The sequence below is a fragment of the Coprococcus sp. OM06-34AC genome (assembly GCF_003462545.1).
In the GTDB taxonomy this organism is placed as follows: Bacteria; Bacillota; Clostridia; order Lachnospirales; family Lachnospiraceae; genus Coprococcus; species Coprococcus aceti.
On record NZ_QTZF01000001.1, the window covers coordinates 137,553 to 152,209 of the forward strand.

General features: G+C 43.6%; 14 protein-coding genes and 2 tRNA genes. 3 read left to right on the forward strand and 13 right to left on the reverse strand.

Annotation, left to right across the window (positions count from 1 at the left end; all coding sequences use genetic code 11):
* Window positions 1-4 precede the first annotated feature (4 nt).
* The 5 genes from DXB91_RS00580 to DXB91_RS00600 form a co-directional block, all read right to left on the reverse strand.
* A complete protein-coding gene (locus DXB91_RS00580) occupies window positions 5-883 on the reverse strand; it encodes a TIGR01212 family radical SAM protein (RefSeq protein WP_118016566.1) in 879 nt (292 codons plus the stop codon).
* A 27-nt stretch (window positions 884-910) separates the two neighbouring features.
* Window positions 911-2,557: a putative manganese-dependent inorganic diphosphatase gene (locus DXB91_RS00585; protein WP_118016567.1), complete on the reverse strand. Its 1,647-nt coding sequence runs from the start codon at window positions 2,555-2,557 to the stop codon at window positions 911-913.
* A gap of 170 nt (window positions 2,558-2,727) precedes the next feature.
* Complete coding sequence (carB, locus tag DXB91_RS00590; RefSeq protein WP_117548893.1) at window positions 2,728-5,934, reverse strand: carbamoyl-phosphate synthase large subunit; 3,207 nt, start codon at window positions 5,932-5,934, stop codon at window positions 2,728-2,730.
* On the reverse strand, window positions 5,934-7,007 hold the full coding sequence (locus DXB91_RS00595) for a carbamoyl phosphate synthase small subunit (protein ID WP_117548892.1): 1,074 nt from the start codon (window positions 7,005-7,007) through the stop codon (window positions 5,934-5,936). The genes carB and DXB91_RS00595 overlap by 1 nt, the downstream gene beginning before the upstream one ends.
* Window positions 7,008-7,199: 192 nt before the next feature.
* A complete protein-coding gene (locus tag DXB91_RS00600; RefSeq protein ID WP_082418038.1) occupies window positions 7,200-7,859 on the reverse strand; it encodes an epoxyqueuosine reductase QueH in 660 nt (219 codons plus the stop codon).
* Between the two features lie 163 nt (window positions 7,860-8,022).
* Here DXB91_RS00600 and DXB91_RS00605 point away from each other — a divergent pair, with 163 nt between their 5' ends.
* On the forward strand, window positions 8,023-8,253 hold the full coding sequence (locus DXB91_RS00605; RefSeq protein WP_022216385.1) for a hypothetical protein: 231 nt from the start codon (window positions 8,023-8,025) through the stop codon (window positions 8,251-8,253).
* A gap of 98 nt (window positions 8,254-8,351) precedes the next feature.
* Here DXB91_RS00605 and DXB91_RS00610 read toward each other — a convergent pair whose 3' ends face one another.
* The 7 genes from DXB91_RS00610 to DXB91_RS00640 all read right to left on the reverse strand — a co-directional run bounded on the left by DXB91_RS00610 (window position 8,352) and on the right by DXB91_RS00640 (window position 11,915).
* Window positions 8,352-8,768: a putative ABC transporter permease gene (locus DXB91_RS00610; protein WP_022216384.1), complete on the reverse strand. Its 417-nt coding sequence runs from the start codon at window positions 8,766-8,768 to the stop codon at window positions 8,352-8,354.
* A gap of 55 nt (window positions 8,769-8,823) precedes the next feature.
* On the reverse strand, window positions 8,824-9,345 hold the full coding sequence (locus tag DXB91_RS00615; protein WP_022216383.1) for a DUF6106 family protein: 522 nt from the start codon (window positions 9,343-9,345) through the stop codon (window positions 8,824-8,826).
* A gap of 67 nt (window positions 9,346-9,412) precedes the next feature.
* The gene (gene ispF, locus DXB91_RS00620) at window positions 9,413-9,967 is read right to left on the reverse strand and encodes a 2-C-methyl-D-erythritol 2,4-cyclodiphosphate synthase (protein ID WP_022216382.1); all 555 of its coding nucleotides are present in this window, start codon (window positions 9,965-9,967) and stop codon (window positions 9,413-9,415) included.
* Between the two features lie 59 nt (window positions 9,968-10,026).
* A tRNA-Met gene (locus DXB91_RS00625) sits at window positions 10,027-10,100 on the reverse strand.
* A gap of 12 nt (window positions 10,101-10,112) precedes the next feature.
* A tRNA-Val gene (locus DXB91_RS00630) sits at window positions 10,113-10,185 on the reverse strand.
* A gap of 91 nt (window positions 10,186-10,276) precedes the next feature.
* Window positions 10,277-10,810 (reverse strand): DUF1700 domain-containing protein, encoded by a 534-nt coding sequence (locus DXB91_RS00635; protein WP_118016568.1) that lies wholly within the window; start codon window positions 10,808-10,810, stop codon window positions 10,277-10,279.
* 37 nt (window positions 10,811-10,847) lie between these two features.
* Window positions 10,848-11,915, reverse strand: a complete 1,068-nt coding sequence (locus DXB91_RS00640) for a transglutaminase domain-containing protein (protein ID WP_242859624.1) — start codon at window positions 11,913-11,915, stop codon at window positions 10,848-10,850.
* A 233-nt stretch (window positions 11,916-12,148) separates the two neighbouring features.
* Here DXB91_RS00640 and argH point away from each other — a divergent pair, with 233 nt between their 5' ends.
* Together argH and DXB91_RS00650 are read left to right on the forward strand one after the other, a co-directional pair.
* Window positions 12,149-13,558, forward strand: a complete 1,410-nt coding sequence (argH, locus tag DXB91_RS00645) for an argininosuccinate lyase (RefSeq protein ID WP_118016569.1) — start codon at window positions 12,149-12,151, stop codon at window positions 13,556-13,558.
* A gap of 5 nt (window positions 13,559-13,563) precedes the next feature.
* Complete coding sequence (locus DXB91_RS00650) at window positions 13,564-13,761, forward strand: hypothetical protein (RefSeq protein WP_022216378.1); 198 nt, start codon at window positions 13,564-13,566, stop codon at window positions 13,759-13,761.
* Between the two features lie 91 nt (window positions 13,762-13,852).
* Here DXB91_RS00650 and sigG read toward each other — a convergent pair whose 3' ends face one another.
* The gene (gene sigG / locus DXB91_RS00655; protein ID WP_022216377.1) at window positions 13,853-14,635 is read right to left on the reverse strand and encodes an RNA polymerase sporulation sigma factor SigG; all 783 of its coding nucleotides are present in this window, start codon (window positions 14,633-14,635) and stop codon (window positions 13,853-13,855) included.
* Window positions 14,636-14,657: the final 22 nt, after the last annotated feature.

Consider the following 14,657-nt stretch of genomic DNA (forward strand, 5'->3'; position numbering starts at 1 on the left):
AGACTCACAATTTCGAAATAATACGGTTCAAATCGTTTATAACTCTCTTCTTATCAGCACTCCACAGAGGCGCAACAAGAATATTCTTAGGCCCATCCCCGGTGAACCTGTGAACAACCATATCAGGAGGAAGCTCTTTAAGACAATCACACAAAATATCTGCGTATTCAGCAAATGTCAGTGCACGGAACACTCCTTCCTCATACATTTTTTCAAGAACAGTTCCCCTGAGGACATGAAGCAGTTGGAGCTTTATACCATTTGCGCCGCTTCGCACTATGTACCTTACCGTATCAATCATATCCTCCTTCGTCTCACCGGGCAGGCCTATTATCATATGAACTATAATGTGAACTCCCAGTTCTCTGAGTCTGTTCATCGTCTCATCATACACACTTATGTCATAACACCTGTTGATGAGCTGTGCTGTCCTGTCATTTGCTGTCTGGAGGCCAAGTTCTATCCACACAGGTTTAACAGCTATTATATCTTTTATCATATCTATGACCTCCGGGCCAAAGCAGTCCGGTCTGGAGGCTATCGATACAGCCGCAATGTCATCCCTTCTTGCAGCCGCCAGAAACTTTTCGCACAAAGCATCGACATCACCGTATGTATTTGTATATGACTGGAAATAAGCTATATATCTGTCGCATTTGCATTTGCCTGATATTCTCTTTTTTGCCAGTTCTATCTGTTCATCTATGCTCATGACTGCATCCTCAGAGAAATCTCCCGAGCCGCTGGCACTGCAAAAAATACAGCCACCTGTCCCGGCTTTACCATCACGGTTGGGACAGGTGGTTCCTGCATTCAATGATATCTTATATAATTTCTCTCCAAATGTATCTCTTATATACGCATTTGTTGTATATATATCCATACTGTTACCTTCTATATACGATCCTGTCTATATCTGATGTGTCGCCTTTACAAGAGCAGGAACTATCTGTTTCTTTCTTGATACAACACCGGAAAGATATGCATAGCTATCCTCAAGCTGCACATCAAATGCTTTGCTGCACAGTTCCTGTGCATTCTCTCCCACACATATGATACCTGAGCCCTCCTGAAGAATATTGGTCATTGCAAACAGGACCACATCACAGCCAGGCTCCATATATCCACCGAGGAATTCACGCATACCGTTTCTTATTCTGTCAATCTCTTTCTCATTGACGGAATTGATCTGTCCAACAGCAACAACCATATCTCCAATGTCGAATTTCTTGAAATCCTGATGAAGTATCTCATCCATGGTCTTGTCCTTGAGGTTGCTTCCCGCGTCGAACATCTCCATGGCAAATTCATATATGTCTATCTCTGCAAGCCTTGCAAGCTCCTTTGCAGCAGCCTCGTCTATGAATGTACACGTCGGAGACTTAAATGCCAGTGTATCGGAAAGTATCGCTGCGCAGAGCAGTCCGGCTATCGGCTTATCTATCTTGACATTCTGCTCTTTGTACATCTGATAGATGATCGTAGCAGTACATCCAAGTGGCTGATTTCTGAAATACACAGGATTCATGGTCTCTATATTCGCGATCCTGTGGTGGTCGATTATCTCGAGTATCTCGGCATTCTCCACGCCGTCAACAGACTGGGTTCTCTCATTGTGATCAACAAGTATGAGCTGTTTCTTTCTCGCATTGATGTAGTTACGCCTTGATACAAGTCCCTTGTAGTTGCCATAGCCGTCCGTAACCGGAAAGTATCTCACTCTGGTCTTTGCCATGGTCGTCTTAAGTGTATCTATATCGTCATCCTCATAGAATGTCATTATACGGTCTCTTATCATGAAGAATCCGATAGGCATGCTCTGTCCGATAAGTCTGGCAACAGCATAGGTGTCAGTCGGTGTTACGACAACCGCACATCCCTTGTTCTTAGCAAATTCCAGGACAACATCAGATATGCTGTTCACAAGACAGACTATGAGCATGCTCGCACCGCAGTTTATGGCCGCAAGCTGAGCCTCAACCCTGTCACTCACTATGACTATGTCATTTTCCTTGACATGTCTCTCAAGGATGTCAACCTGGGCAGCTCCCACGATCACTCTTCCATCCTTAACATATCCGTCGGCGTCACCGTATACAAGCTCGCCATTTATAGTATCTATTATGTGTGAGAACTTTGTACCAGCTATGAACAGGGAATTATCATCCTTCTCAAGCATATATGCCTCGGCTATATCTCCAACAGTTATGATTCCTTTTATCTTGCCGTTATTGACGACCGGAAGTGTCGTGGCGTCGTTATCCTGCATTATCTCAAATGCTCTCTTCATGGTGATGTCTCCCGACACACCATCAACTATTCTGTATGCTATATCCTTCACCTGTACATTTACATTGCTCACAAGTTCCGGCTCCTGCACACCAAAATAATCAAGGACAAACTGTGTCTCTTTATTTATATTTCCAGCTCTCTTTGGAATGTATTTGTTCTCATGCTGATTTTTCAGATGGGCGTACGCAATCGCTGAACATATAGAATCCGTATCCGGATTCTTATGTCCTATGACAAACACCTCATCTGTAGGAACATTATGCATATTTCACCTCTTATTTCTATCAATTATAATGTATTCATTTCTATGCCACGCAGGGAAGATGCCTTGTGACATCCCACATGCTAACAAGCATAAATTGAATGAGGCAAAATGACAACCCCTTTTAACGTTGTTTATCATTTTGCCCCATTTTTTATCTGTTTAATCAGAACTTATATCTCGCTTATATCCACGAGTGAAAGCTTTGTGGTATCAGCGGTCTCAAGGCTTGTGAGCAGCGCATCGGCTGTATCAAGGCTTGTAAGACATGTAACACCTGTCTCTACTGCGTGACGTCTGATGATAAATCCATCCTTGCTTCTCTCAACACCCTGTGATGGAGTGTCGATGATCAGATCGATCTCATGGCTCAGTATCAGGTCAAGCAGATTTGGTGATGGCTCCTCAACCTTGTTGATGAGCTTTGCAGGAACACCATTCTCATTGAGAACTCTGCATGTGCTTCTTGTTGAATATATCTCATATCCAAGAGCAGCAAATCTCTTACCAATATTTATAGCATCCATCTTATCTGAGTCCTTGACTGTGAGGATCATCTTCTTGGTCTTTGGAAGATTGATTCCGGCTCCAAGGAATGCCTTGTACAGAGCCTCATTGTAGTTCTTGGATATACCAAGGCACTCTCCTGTTGACTTCATCTCAGGTCCAAGGCTTATCTCAGCGCCTCTGATCTTCTCAAATGAGAATACAGGCTTCTTGATCGCGAAATACTCTGACTCCGGCTGAAGACCAGGTGTGTAACCCATATCCTTGATCTTCTCACCTGTGATAACACGTGTTGCAAGATCTACGATAGGTATTCCTGTTACCTTGCTTATATATGGAACTGTACGGCTTGAACGAGGATTTACCTCTATTACATATACCTCATCATTGTATGCAATAAACTGTATATTTATAAGTCCGATTACGTGCAGGCTGTTTGCAAGCTTCTTGGTGTAATCAGCGATGACTCTCTTTGTCTTTGGTGAGAGTGTCTGTGCAGGATATACTGAGATACTGTCTCCTGAATGTATTCCGGCCCTCTCAACATGCTCCATGATACCAGGGATAAGTATGTCATCTCCGTCACATACAGCATCGACTTCGACCTCTTTACCCATGATGTACTTATCTACAAGTATTGGGTGCTCCTGGGTATGTCTGTTGATGATATCCATGAACTCTATGATATCCTTATCAGAGATCGCGATCTGCATTCCCTGTCCACCGAGAACGTATGAAGGTCTTACAAGTACCGGATAACCCAACTCATTTGCAGCCTCAAGCGCCTGCTCTCTTGTAAATACCGTCTTACCAGCAGGTCTTGGTATACAGCACTTCTCAAGGATCTCATCGAAGAGCTCTCTGTCCTCTGCTGCATCTACATTCTCTGCACTTGTTCCAAGGATTGGTACCCCCATCTCCATGAGTGCCTCTGTGAGCTTGATAGCGGTCTGTCCACCGAACTGTACAACAGCTCCATCCGGATGCTCCAGATTTACTATAGCCTCAACATCCTCCGCTGTAAGAGGCTCAAAGTAAAGCTTGTTTGCTATATCAAAGTCTGTACTGACTGTCTCAGGGTTGTTGTTGACGATGATTGTCTCGTAACCCTTTCTCTCAAATGCCCATGTGCTGTGAACTGAACAGTAATCGAACTCGATACCCTGTCCGATTCTGATCGGGCCTGAACCAAGTACCATTACTTTCTTCTTTGAATTGTCCTCAGCGACCTCGTTCTCCAGAGAATCAAAGCATGAATAGTAATATGGAGTCATGGCATCAAACTCTGCTGCACATGTATCAACCATCTTGAAGTGTGCTGTTACACCGTAGTCGTAACGCATCTGTCTGATCTCTTTCTCTGTCTTGCCTGTGAGTCTCGCGATAACCTTGTCAGGGAACTCAACTCTCTTGATCTCCTTCATTAGCTCCTTGGAGATATCTCCCTTGGACTCGATTATCTTTCTCTCAGCCTTAACAAGGTTGTGGATCTTGTCTATGAACCATCTGTCAATCTTGGTGATGTCATAGATCTGATCGTATGATATTCCACGTCTGATAGCCTCAGCTATGACATAGATACGTCTGTCATCAACATGTCCGAGAAGCTTTATAACCTCTTCGTCTGTCATATCCTTGTATCTGCTTGACCAGAGACTGTCTACATGCTGCTCCAGTGAACGGAGAGCCTTCATAAGTGCACCCTCAAAGTTTGTACAGATACTCATAACCTCACCGGTTGCCTTCATCTGTGTTGTCAGATCATGGTCAGCGGCGATGAATTTATCAAATGGAAGTCTAGGGATCTTGACAACCACGTAATCAAGTGCCGGCTCAAAGCTGGCATATGTCTTCTTTGTAATAGCGTTCTTGATCTCATCCAGGTTGTATCCAAGGGCTATCTTGGCAGATACCTTTGCAATAGGATATCCGGTTGCCTTTGATGCAAGTGCCGATGATCTTGAAACTCTTGGGTTTACCTCGATAACACAATACTCAAATGAATTAGGATTCAGAGCAAACTGAACGTTACATCCACCCTTGATGTTGAGCTCTGAGATAATGTTCAGTGCTGAACTTCTGAGCATCTGGTATTCCTTGTCTCCAAGTGTCTGCGACGGAGCTACAACTATAGAATCTCCTGTGTGAACTCCGACAGGATCAAGGTTCTCCATGTTACATACAGTTATACATGTACCATTTGCATCACGCATAACCTCGTACTCGATCTCCTTCCACCCTGCTATACATCTCTCAACGAGGACCTGCCCAACACGTGAAAGTCTGAGACCGTTCATGAGGATCTCCTTGAACTCTTCCTCATTGTTGGCTATACCACCACCTGAACCTCCAAGTGTATATGCAGGACGAAGAACGACAGGGTATCCTATCTTCTTGACAAAGTTAAGACCGCCCTGAACAGTTGTAACGACCTCTGAAGGTGCTACAGGCTCATGGATCTTCTCCATAGTCTTCTTGAACTCAAGTCTGTCCTCGGCCTTCTTGATGGTCGTTGATGATGTTCCTATGAGAAGCACGTCATGCTCTCTGAGGAAACCTGACTCATCAAGCTCCATGGCGATGTTGAGGGCTGCCTGACCGCCGAGTGTCGGCAGAAGGCTGTCCGGCTTCTCCTTCTCAATGATAGCCTTTACAACATCAACCGTAAGAGGCTCAATATATACCTTATCTGCTATATCCTTGTCCGTCATGATGGTTGCAGGGTTTGAGTTGATGAGGACAACGCACAGTCCCTCTTCCTTAAGAGAACGGCACGCCTGTGTTCCGGCGTAATCAAACTCAGCAGCCTGACCGATGACTATAGGACCTGATCCGATAACTACAACCTTTTTTATATTAGGATTCTTTGGCATTACTTTGACACCTCCATCATATTCATAAATGTATCAAACAGCGAATCTGTATCCAGCGGACCTGCACATGCCTCCGGATGGAACTGAACTGTCTGTGCATTCTTTCCAAGATAGTGAACTCCCTCTACTGTTCCGTCATTTACATTGACGAAGCTGACCTCTGCGATCTTTCTGTCGAGGCTGTCTTCCTTGACCATATATCCGTGATTCTGTGTTGAAATATATACCTTGCCGGTCTTCATATCTCTTACAGGATGGTTTGCACCTCTGTGTCCGTACTTCATCTTCTCTGTATCACCGCCGTTGGCAAGCGCCATGAGCTGATGTCCAAGACATATAGCAAAAATTGGAATATCTGTATCGAAAAGCTTCTTTACCTGAGCTATTGTGACCTTACACTCCTTTGGATCTCCAGGACCATTTGTAAGCATGATTCCGTCCGGAGCGTCTGCGATGATCTCCTCAGCAGGTGTCTCTGCAGGATATACAGTAACCTGACAACCTCTTGCAAGGAGGGACTTGACGATGTTCTTTTTAACACCGAGATCGATGACTGCAACCTTATATCCATCGCCAGGATAGAACATTTTCTCCTTACATGTAACATCGAGAACAACATGTCCCATCTTCCATGCCTTAATACGCTTCATGCACTCATCAAAATCATAATTCTCATCAGTTGTGATCATACCTCTCATGGTACCATCTTTCCTGAGGATCTTGGTAAGTGTTCTGGTATCTATTCCTTCTATACCAGTTATATTATTCTCAACAAGAAATTCGTTTATGGTCATCTCGCTTCTGAAATTACTAGGAGTCTTGCAGAGCTCTCTAACAATGAATCCTGACTGCCAAGGTCTGCCAGCCTCCATATCCTCTCTGCATACACCGTAGTTGCCTATAAGCGGATATGTCATACATACTGACTGCCCTGCATATGATGGATCTGTAAGAATTTCCAGATAGCCGGTCATCGAAGTATTGAATACTATCTCACTGATTATCTCGTCAGTAGAGCCAATACTTTTACCTTCAAACACGTGTCCGTCTTCAAGTATCAAAAAAGCTTTCATAATCGTATTCCTTTCGTTTTTTCTATTTTTGCTCAAAAAAAAAGAGTGAAAACGGGGAAACGCTTGAGATAACCCACATTTATTGGCCTCTTTTTTTCTTAATTTAATAAATACTACCACATTTGACAAGGCGGTACAATATTTTTTTCGATATATTTTTTATTTTTGTGTTCACGACAAAAATATTGTTTTTTATTCAATATTTTTATTAATTTTTTCATCTCTGAGCTCAGCAGCCCGTCTGCTGAATTCACATCCACAGAAATTCTGTCTGTATAATCCATATTCCTTTGACAGCTCTATCGAGTGCTTATATCCATTTTTCTTCTTGAAATCACTGAACAGATAATCTATGTCGTATTTCCTGCTCATCTCTGCACCTATCTCGTTCAGCCAGTCCGCATTCTTGTGGGGGCTTATCGACAATGTGGTCGTAAATACGTCATATTCATTTTTCTTCGCATGGATCGCGCTCTTCTCAAGTCTCAGCTTATAGCAGTCATAGCACCTGAGTCCTCTCTCAGGAAGATCCTCCCTGCCCTTAGCCATATCCAGAAACACCTGCGGCTCATGCTCCGCCAGTTCGACATCCACTCCTTCCACATATACTTCATGTACAAATCTGTCAAGCTCACGGAATCTTTTTATGTACTCATCGTAATCCGTTATATTTGGATTGTAAAAATAAGCTGTTATGTCAAAATGCTCCGCAAGGACCGACAGACAATGGCTGGAACATGGCGCACAACAGCAGTGCAGCAACAGTTTTTTTCTGCCGCATTGTGTATTTTCACTATCAAATTCAGCTATCTGTCTCTCCATCATTTGATAATAATTTGCATTTTGCATCATTGTTTTCTCCTTTTTTGTTGATATTTCACACCACATTTTACAACATTCGATGACCTTTTGCACATTTGTGCATGTTTACTAGTTGACTTTGTTATATCTTTACAATATACTGTAGATAGTTACTAAAGCACGTTATGATCATTTATCAATGGAGGTGTAGATTATGACAGTTCAGCAGGCAATTAAAAAGTACAAGTTAGAGCCGCTCAGCGTCAGCGTTGCCAAGGTCAAAGCCAAGGAGCTCAACGTTGATGAAGTTCTTTACATGAATGTGCAGAAGAACAAATATGCGTATATCGTACGCGATTCACGTGGTATAATGTTGTACTCTGATGAGCGCAATCTTTATACTAAGCTTTATAAGGGTTTAAAGATTACTCCCCTTGAATCATAATATTTTCACACGGAATTTATTAAATATGCACACACATGGAATATGGGAAAAAGCTGTTACTCCACTCCCCTATGGAATCAAGAGCTTTTTCCCATATTTTATATTAATCTGTACTCAGGCCTTTCTTCATTATACATATGACACCGTATCTCATCATCCACATATATTATGATCAGCGACAGGAACATCCACAGGATAGAATAAGGCACACATATCTGCCCCGCAAGATTTAACGGCATATCAGAGTAATCCCACACGTTAAGTCCTAGTCTTATATTCACAACATACCCGGTCAGGAACTCCAGCTCAGATATTATCACAGAGGAAACCAGCATCTGCGCAAGTATCCCCATCTTCGGAAACATCTGGTTCAGTCCGCCGCACAAAAGCGTAGCAAGACCTCCACAAATTATCATGGAATAATGGGAATAATGCCTGGCTGATATCTCCAGGAAATAATATATCATCCCACCCGTCATAAATATAGTAAAGCACTTACACACAAAGACCCTCACAGCGACACCTCCTGTATATATACAGTTTAGTATCAACCGTGAGGGTCAATATTATTTATTCTTTATACTTTCCTCTGAAAAAGTTATTTACATGATCAATAGTTCTGTCTGAGAGCTCAAGCTTCACGAATTCAGCCTTGCCGTTTTTGTTGAGGACGAACACATACACACCATCCTGATTCTGCTTATTGCCGGATGTGAAATCCCTGGTCTTTATTGAGCTGTCCTGCTGAAGCTCATTGTCGAGGTAAATGCATCCCTCTTTCGCAATGAACTTTACATCGGCGTTGCTGAAGCTCATGATCTTTTTTCTGCTCTTCTTTGCAATGATCCTTGCGATGTCTATATCCTCATTCACCATTATATATTCATACTCCGTCTCTCTTCTGGAAACAAAAATACCAAATACAACAGCACCTGCAATCGCAACTAAGAATCCAATACTGCCAAAGCCCTGAACGAACATCGCTGCGCCAAGTCCGGCGATCATCAGCACGATTCCGGCAGCCATACCGCAGGTAACACTCGCAGGTGTCTTCGCCTTAACTATATGTTCTGCATAACCATCATTTAACATACCTTTTTTCTCCTTAAGTTCTTTAAAATTCTAAGCCCTTATATTCTAGCATACATGGGCTGTTTTGTCATCTTATTCCCGCTGGACATCCACCGCATCCGCCACAGCCTGCCGTTCTGACAGCTCCGGCATCATCTCCGGCGTAATTAAATGCCGACTCTATGAGGCACACCGCCTGGGAGCTTATTCCAAGTCCCCCTCCGGTAAACCCAAGCTTCTCCTCCGTTGTCGCCTTGATATTGACCTGATCCTTGTCTATACACAGGCAATTACAGATATTCTCCCTCATCTGATCAATGTACGGCGCCATCTTAGGGCTCTGGGCAATTACGGTCGCATCTATGTTCTCGATGATGTAGAGCTTCTCCTCGAGAAGTCTCTTCACTTCTGACAGGAGCTTCATGCTGTCCGCTCCCTTATACCTCTCATCAGTATCAGGGAAATGCTTTCCAATATCCCCCAACGCCGCAGCACCTAGAAGCGCATCCATTATCGCATGAAGAAGTACATCCGCATCGCTGTGTCCAAGGAGTCCTTTCTCATATGGAATCTCAACTCCTCCGATTATAAGTTTTCGTCCCTCAACTAGTCTGTGGACATCGTATCCCATTCCAACTCTCATGTGATATCCTCCTTATATGAATAAAAAAAAGACGGAATGTCTTCCGTCTCATTAAATAGTAGCGAGAGGGGGATTCGAACCCTCGACACTGCGGGTATGAACCGCATGCTCTAGCCAACTGAGCTATCTCGCCATGTCTTGTAAATGGGACCTATAGGGCTCGAACCTATGACCCTCTGCTTGTAAGGCAGATGCTCTCCCAGCTGAGCTAAGATCCCATATTACTTCGTGTCATCGCTGACACCTTTGTTAGTATACTCAAGTGACCATGTTTTGTCAACAACTTTTTTCACTTTTTTATTTTATTTTTTATCGGTCTCCACCAAACAAGTAAATAATGAGATTCACTATGAACAGAATGATGACAACAGGTATCACGATATACCACACTATCTTAAATCCCAGCCAGATAACTCCAAGCACTATACCTATAACAAGTGCAGCCACAAGAATGAGTATTATCGCTGTCAGCACCTTGCCTATCGGTGAACTGAAATCAAGCTTGCCATAAGCAAAGCTTGTATTGCCCTCGTCGTCCACATTTACATGCCAGCCCTTCTGACTGCCTCCGCTGGCTTTGCGGGTGTTGTAGCTGTCATCATACGAAGATGATTCTGTATCATAATATCTTCCGCTTGCGCCCTGTCCCTCTGTGTCAATGATCGTCTTGGCGATCAGTCTTGCAGATCCCAGAGATGAACATATCTCCTCCTCTGACTTGCCTGCTTCTTTCTGCTTCTTAAAATAATCCTCATAATAATTTATCGTGTCATAATATGTCTGCGTTGAGACATTTCCATCAAGAGCTTTCTTCAGCTCATCCATAAACTCTCTTTTTCGCATATCGCACCTCCGCGCCATTATGTCAATTCTATTTTTATCACTTCATATTCAGATATACGACGACAACTTTGTAGCCGCCCATATCTTCCACCACATAATTTATAGACCTTATATTGCCATAATTGTACAGAAATGACAAGTCAAATGTTTCGTCATCTGTATATATAGCAGCTTCCAGCACATTACTGCCGCCCATCTGTATCCTTATGCCTTTTTTATACTCATCGAACGAATCATAGGTATAAAACCTCTTTTTATAGAAATTATACGCTGTGTCGGCACACTCTCTATAGAATTGCTTTTCCCATGAGTGAGTCAGTTCCAGTGTGCTGTCATCGACATTCACATAGGTGTGCTTCAGATAGCTGCCCATATCCGGCAGCGAATCATCCCATGTCAGATCCACATTATACCATTCTCCGCCGAGCTCTATCTGATTCCATGCATGAAGTCCTTCCTCCGTGCTTCCGACTACTATGTCACATTTGACGCCCAGACAGGACATGATTATGAAGAACGCCTCAGCGTAGCCGTCGCACACGCTCTGGTGAAGCACCAGCGCTCCATATGCCGTATATGCATCATCATTATTGTCGGGATATCCATAGACACAGTTTTCCACTATATAATCGTGCACGGCGATCTCCTTGTCAAGGTCGCTCATGCCATCTGAAATGTTGTCATTTATAAAGCTGTCGATCACCTCATATATCTGCTTCGCCCTTATGTTGTCCTCCGGGATATCCGTTCCTTCTATATATTTTCTGACAGCATAATAATTATCCGACAGTTCATAGTTGAGCTGTATTGCCAGATATCTTCCCGTCTCGATTATTATCCTGTACGTATCCACTGAGCCGTATGCCGAATCTATATATTTGTTGATGTTGTGCACATCACTTTTCGCCACATTACTTACATAATACATGCCCGACTCGTCTCCGTCCTCCATATCCTGGACAACGGCCGCCCGGAACTCCACCAGGCCATCAAGCATCTGGCTGCTCTTGATCACATTGAAGAACAACCACCGCACTCCCACCATCATCAGCGAGAGAACAACTACAATACTTATAACTCCAAGAATCTTCTTTTTTGTACCCAAACTTCCTGTCAATCCTCCATCCCTGCTTTGCTGCGGTGATCCGCCTGTATATTTTATCATCTGTACTTTTGCGCCGCAAGCACCAACCACGCATTTCCTGTGGTTATAAATAAACCTTATTTGTGTTGATATGCGCACTTTTATGTTGTAAAATGTACTTTGTTTGAAAACTACCTTATAATTTACTCATTTTTCAACCTAAAACAAAAAAATAACAGAAAAGAGGATTTAATATGGCTCAGCTCTGGGGCGGACGCTTCACAAAAGAAACAGACAAATTAGTATATAACTTTAACGCATCTATTTCATTTGATCAGAAATTCTACAGACAGGATATCCGCGGAAGTATCGCGCATGTAACCATGCTCGCTTCATCCGGTATTCTCACTGACGAGGAAAGAGATCAGATCATAGCGGGACTTAAGGGCATACTGAACGATGTGGAGAACGGTTCTCTGCAGATCACTTCAGAATACGAAGATATACACAGCTTTGTCGAGGCAAATCTCATAGACAGGATCGGCGATGTGGGCAAAAAGCTCCACACCGGACGAAGCAGGAACGACCAGGTTGCATTGGACATGAAGCTCTATGTAAGAGACGAGATCATCGAGCTCAAGGAGCTTATTTACAAGTTTCTGACTACTCTTCACAGACTTATGAATGAGCACATCGACACATACATGCCTGGATTTACTCACCTCCAGAAGGCACAGCCAATAACTCTGGCACATCACTTTGGAGCATACATGGAGATGTTCAAGCGTGACTACGACAGAATGAACGATATATATGACAGAATGAACTACTGTCCTCTCGGATCAGGTGCCCTCGCAGGAACCACATATCCGCTCGACAGAGAGCTCACCGCTTCTCTGCTGGACTTCTACGGTCCGACTCTCAACAGCATGGATTCAGTTGCCGACAGGGATTACTGCATAGAGCTTTTATCCGCCATGTCTACCATCATGATGCATCTCTCACGTTTCTCCGAGGAGATCATCATCTGGAACTCAAATGAATATCAGTTTGTTGAGCTCGATGATTCATACAGCACAGGAAGCTCTATCATGCCACAGAAGAAGAACCCGGATATAGCCGAGCTCGTAAGAGGTAAGACAGGCAGGGTTTACGGTGCTCTCACCTCCCTTCTCACAACCATGAAGGGAATCCCTCTCGCATACAACAAGGACATGCAGGAGGATAAGGAGCTCACATTTGACGCGATAGACACTGTAAAGGGATGTCTCGCACTGTTCACAGGCATGATAGCCACCATGACAGTCAACAAGCCTAGAATGGAAGCATCAGCCAAGAACGGATTCACCAACGCAACAGATGCCGCAGATTACCTTGTAAATCACGGTGTACCTTTCCGTGATGCACACGGCATCGTCGGCCAGCTCGTTCTGAAGTGCATAGAGGAGAACATCTCCCTCGACCAGCTTAGTCTCGACGAGTACAAGGCCATCTGTCCTGTATTTGAAGATGACATATATACAGCCATCAGCATGGAAGAATGTGTTCAGAAGCGTAACACAATCGGTGCTCCGGGACACGCTGCAATGCAGAAGGTGATCGATGCAAACGACAAGTTCTTAGCATGGGCTGAGCAGGATTTAACCAAGCACACCAAGGAGTGATTTTTATGAACAATACAACAAAAGCCAAATACGATATGGCAGAAAAGATGCTCAAGGTCGATATCTCTCTTGAGGAGGTTGCTCTTATGACCGAACTTCCAATGGAAACACTGAAAAAGATACAGCACGACATAGAAAAAGATGGCCTTGTAACCAGACACGATGTAAAGGATGTTGATCTCGGTACAAGTTATCTCATCTGATCATCTTCTATCACTATATGCATGTATTGCACAATAAATATCCCCGCTGTTTTTACAATAACAGCGGGGATATTTATATTGTGTATCACTATTACTTGTCCTCAAGATACCTTCTAAGACTTTTTATCGCATTCTTCTCGAGGCGGCTGACCTGCGCCTGGGATATGCATATCTCCTCCGCCACCTCCGTCTGGGTCTTTCCCTCAAAAAATCTCAGCCTCACTATATTCTTCTCCCTATCGCACAGCCTGTCCATAGCCTCTCTGAGATCAAGGTTTTCAACCCACATCTCCTCCTTATTCTTTCTGTCTCTTATCTGATCCATAATGTACAAGGTGTCTCCACCCTCCTGATACACCGGCTCATACAGGGACAGCGGTGCCGATATGGCATCAAGCGACATGACTATATCTTCCTTCGGTATACTTATCTCCTCCGCTATCTCCTCTATCGTCGGCTCCTTATCCTTTGTCTTCTGGAGATTTTCCTTGGCATATATCGCCTTGTAGGCTATATCACGCAATGACCTTGATACTCTTATAGCATTGTTATCTCTGAGATACCTTCTGCACTCACCTATGATCATAGGCACAGCGTACGTACTGAATTTGACATTGAGACTTCTGTCAAAATTATCCAACGCCTTGATAAGCCCTATACAGCCAACCTGGAACAGATCATCCGGATTCTCATTTGAACTGCCAAATCTCTGGATCACGCTGAGCACAAGGCGGAGATTCCCCTCTATAAACTCCTCCCGGGCAGAGCTGTCTCCCTGCTCCATCCTGTCAAACAGCATGTTCTTCTCATCCTCTGTAAGATATGGTAATTTCGATGTATTTACACCACATATAACCACTCTGTTCAGCGCCATATCATGTCCCTCCACGTGTTAT

Bases quoted from the DNA above. Each gene is read 5' to 3' on its own strand.
- DXB91_RS00635 (WP_118016568.1), bottom strand. From the start codon at position 10,810: ATGCGAAAAAGAGAGTTTATGGATGAGCTGAAGAAAGCTCTTGATGGA.
- DXB91_RS00580 (WP_118016566.1), bottom strand. From the start codon at position 883: ATGGATATATATACAACAAATGCGTATATAAGAGATACATTTGGAGAG.
- DXB91_RS00585 (WP_118016567.1), bottom strand. From the start codon at position 2,557: ATGCATAATGTTCCTACAGATGAGGTGTTTGTCATAGGACATAAGAAT.
- argH (WP_118016569.1), top strand. From the start codon at position 12,149: ATGGCTCAGCTCTGGGGCGGACGCTTCACAAAAGAAACAGACAAATTA.
- ispF (WP_022216382.1), bottom strand. From the start codon at position 9,967: ATGAGAGTTGGAATGGGATACGATGTCCACAGACTAGTTGAGGGACGA.
- DXB91_RS00650 (WP_022216378.1), top strand. From the start codon at position 13,564: ATGAACAATACAACAAAAGCCAAATACGATATGGCAGAAAAGATGCTC.
- DXB91_RS00615 (WP_022216383.1), bottom strand. From the start codon at position 9,345: ATGTTAAATGATGGTTATGCAGAACATATAGTTAAGGCGAAGACACCT.
- DXB91_RS00600 (WP_082418038.1), bottom strand. From the start codon at position 7,859: ATGATGCAAAATGCAAATTATTATCAAATGATGGAGAGACAGATAGCT.
- DXB91_RS00595 (WP_117548892.1), bottom strand. From the start codon at position 7,007: ATGAAAGCTTTTTTGATACTTGAAGACGGACACGTGTTTGAAGGTAAA.
- sigG (WP_022216377.1), bottom strand. From the start codon at position 14,635: ATGGCGCTGAACAGAGTGGTTATATGTGGTGTAAATACATCGAAATTA.
- DXB91_RS00605 (WP_022216385.1), top strand. From the start codon at position 8,023: ATGACAGTTCAGCAGGCAATTAAAAAGTACAAGTTAGAGCCGCTCAGC.
- carB (WP_117548893.1), bottom strand. From the start codon at position 5,934: ATGCCAAAGAATCCTAATATAAAAAAGGTTGTAGTTATCGGATCAGGT.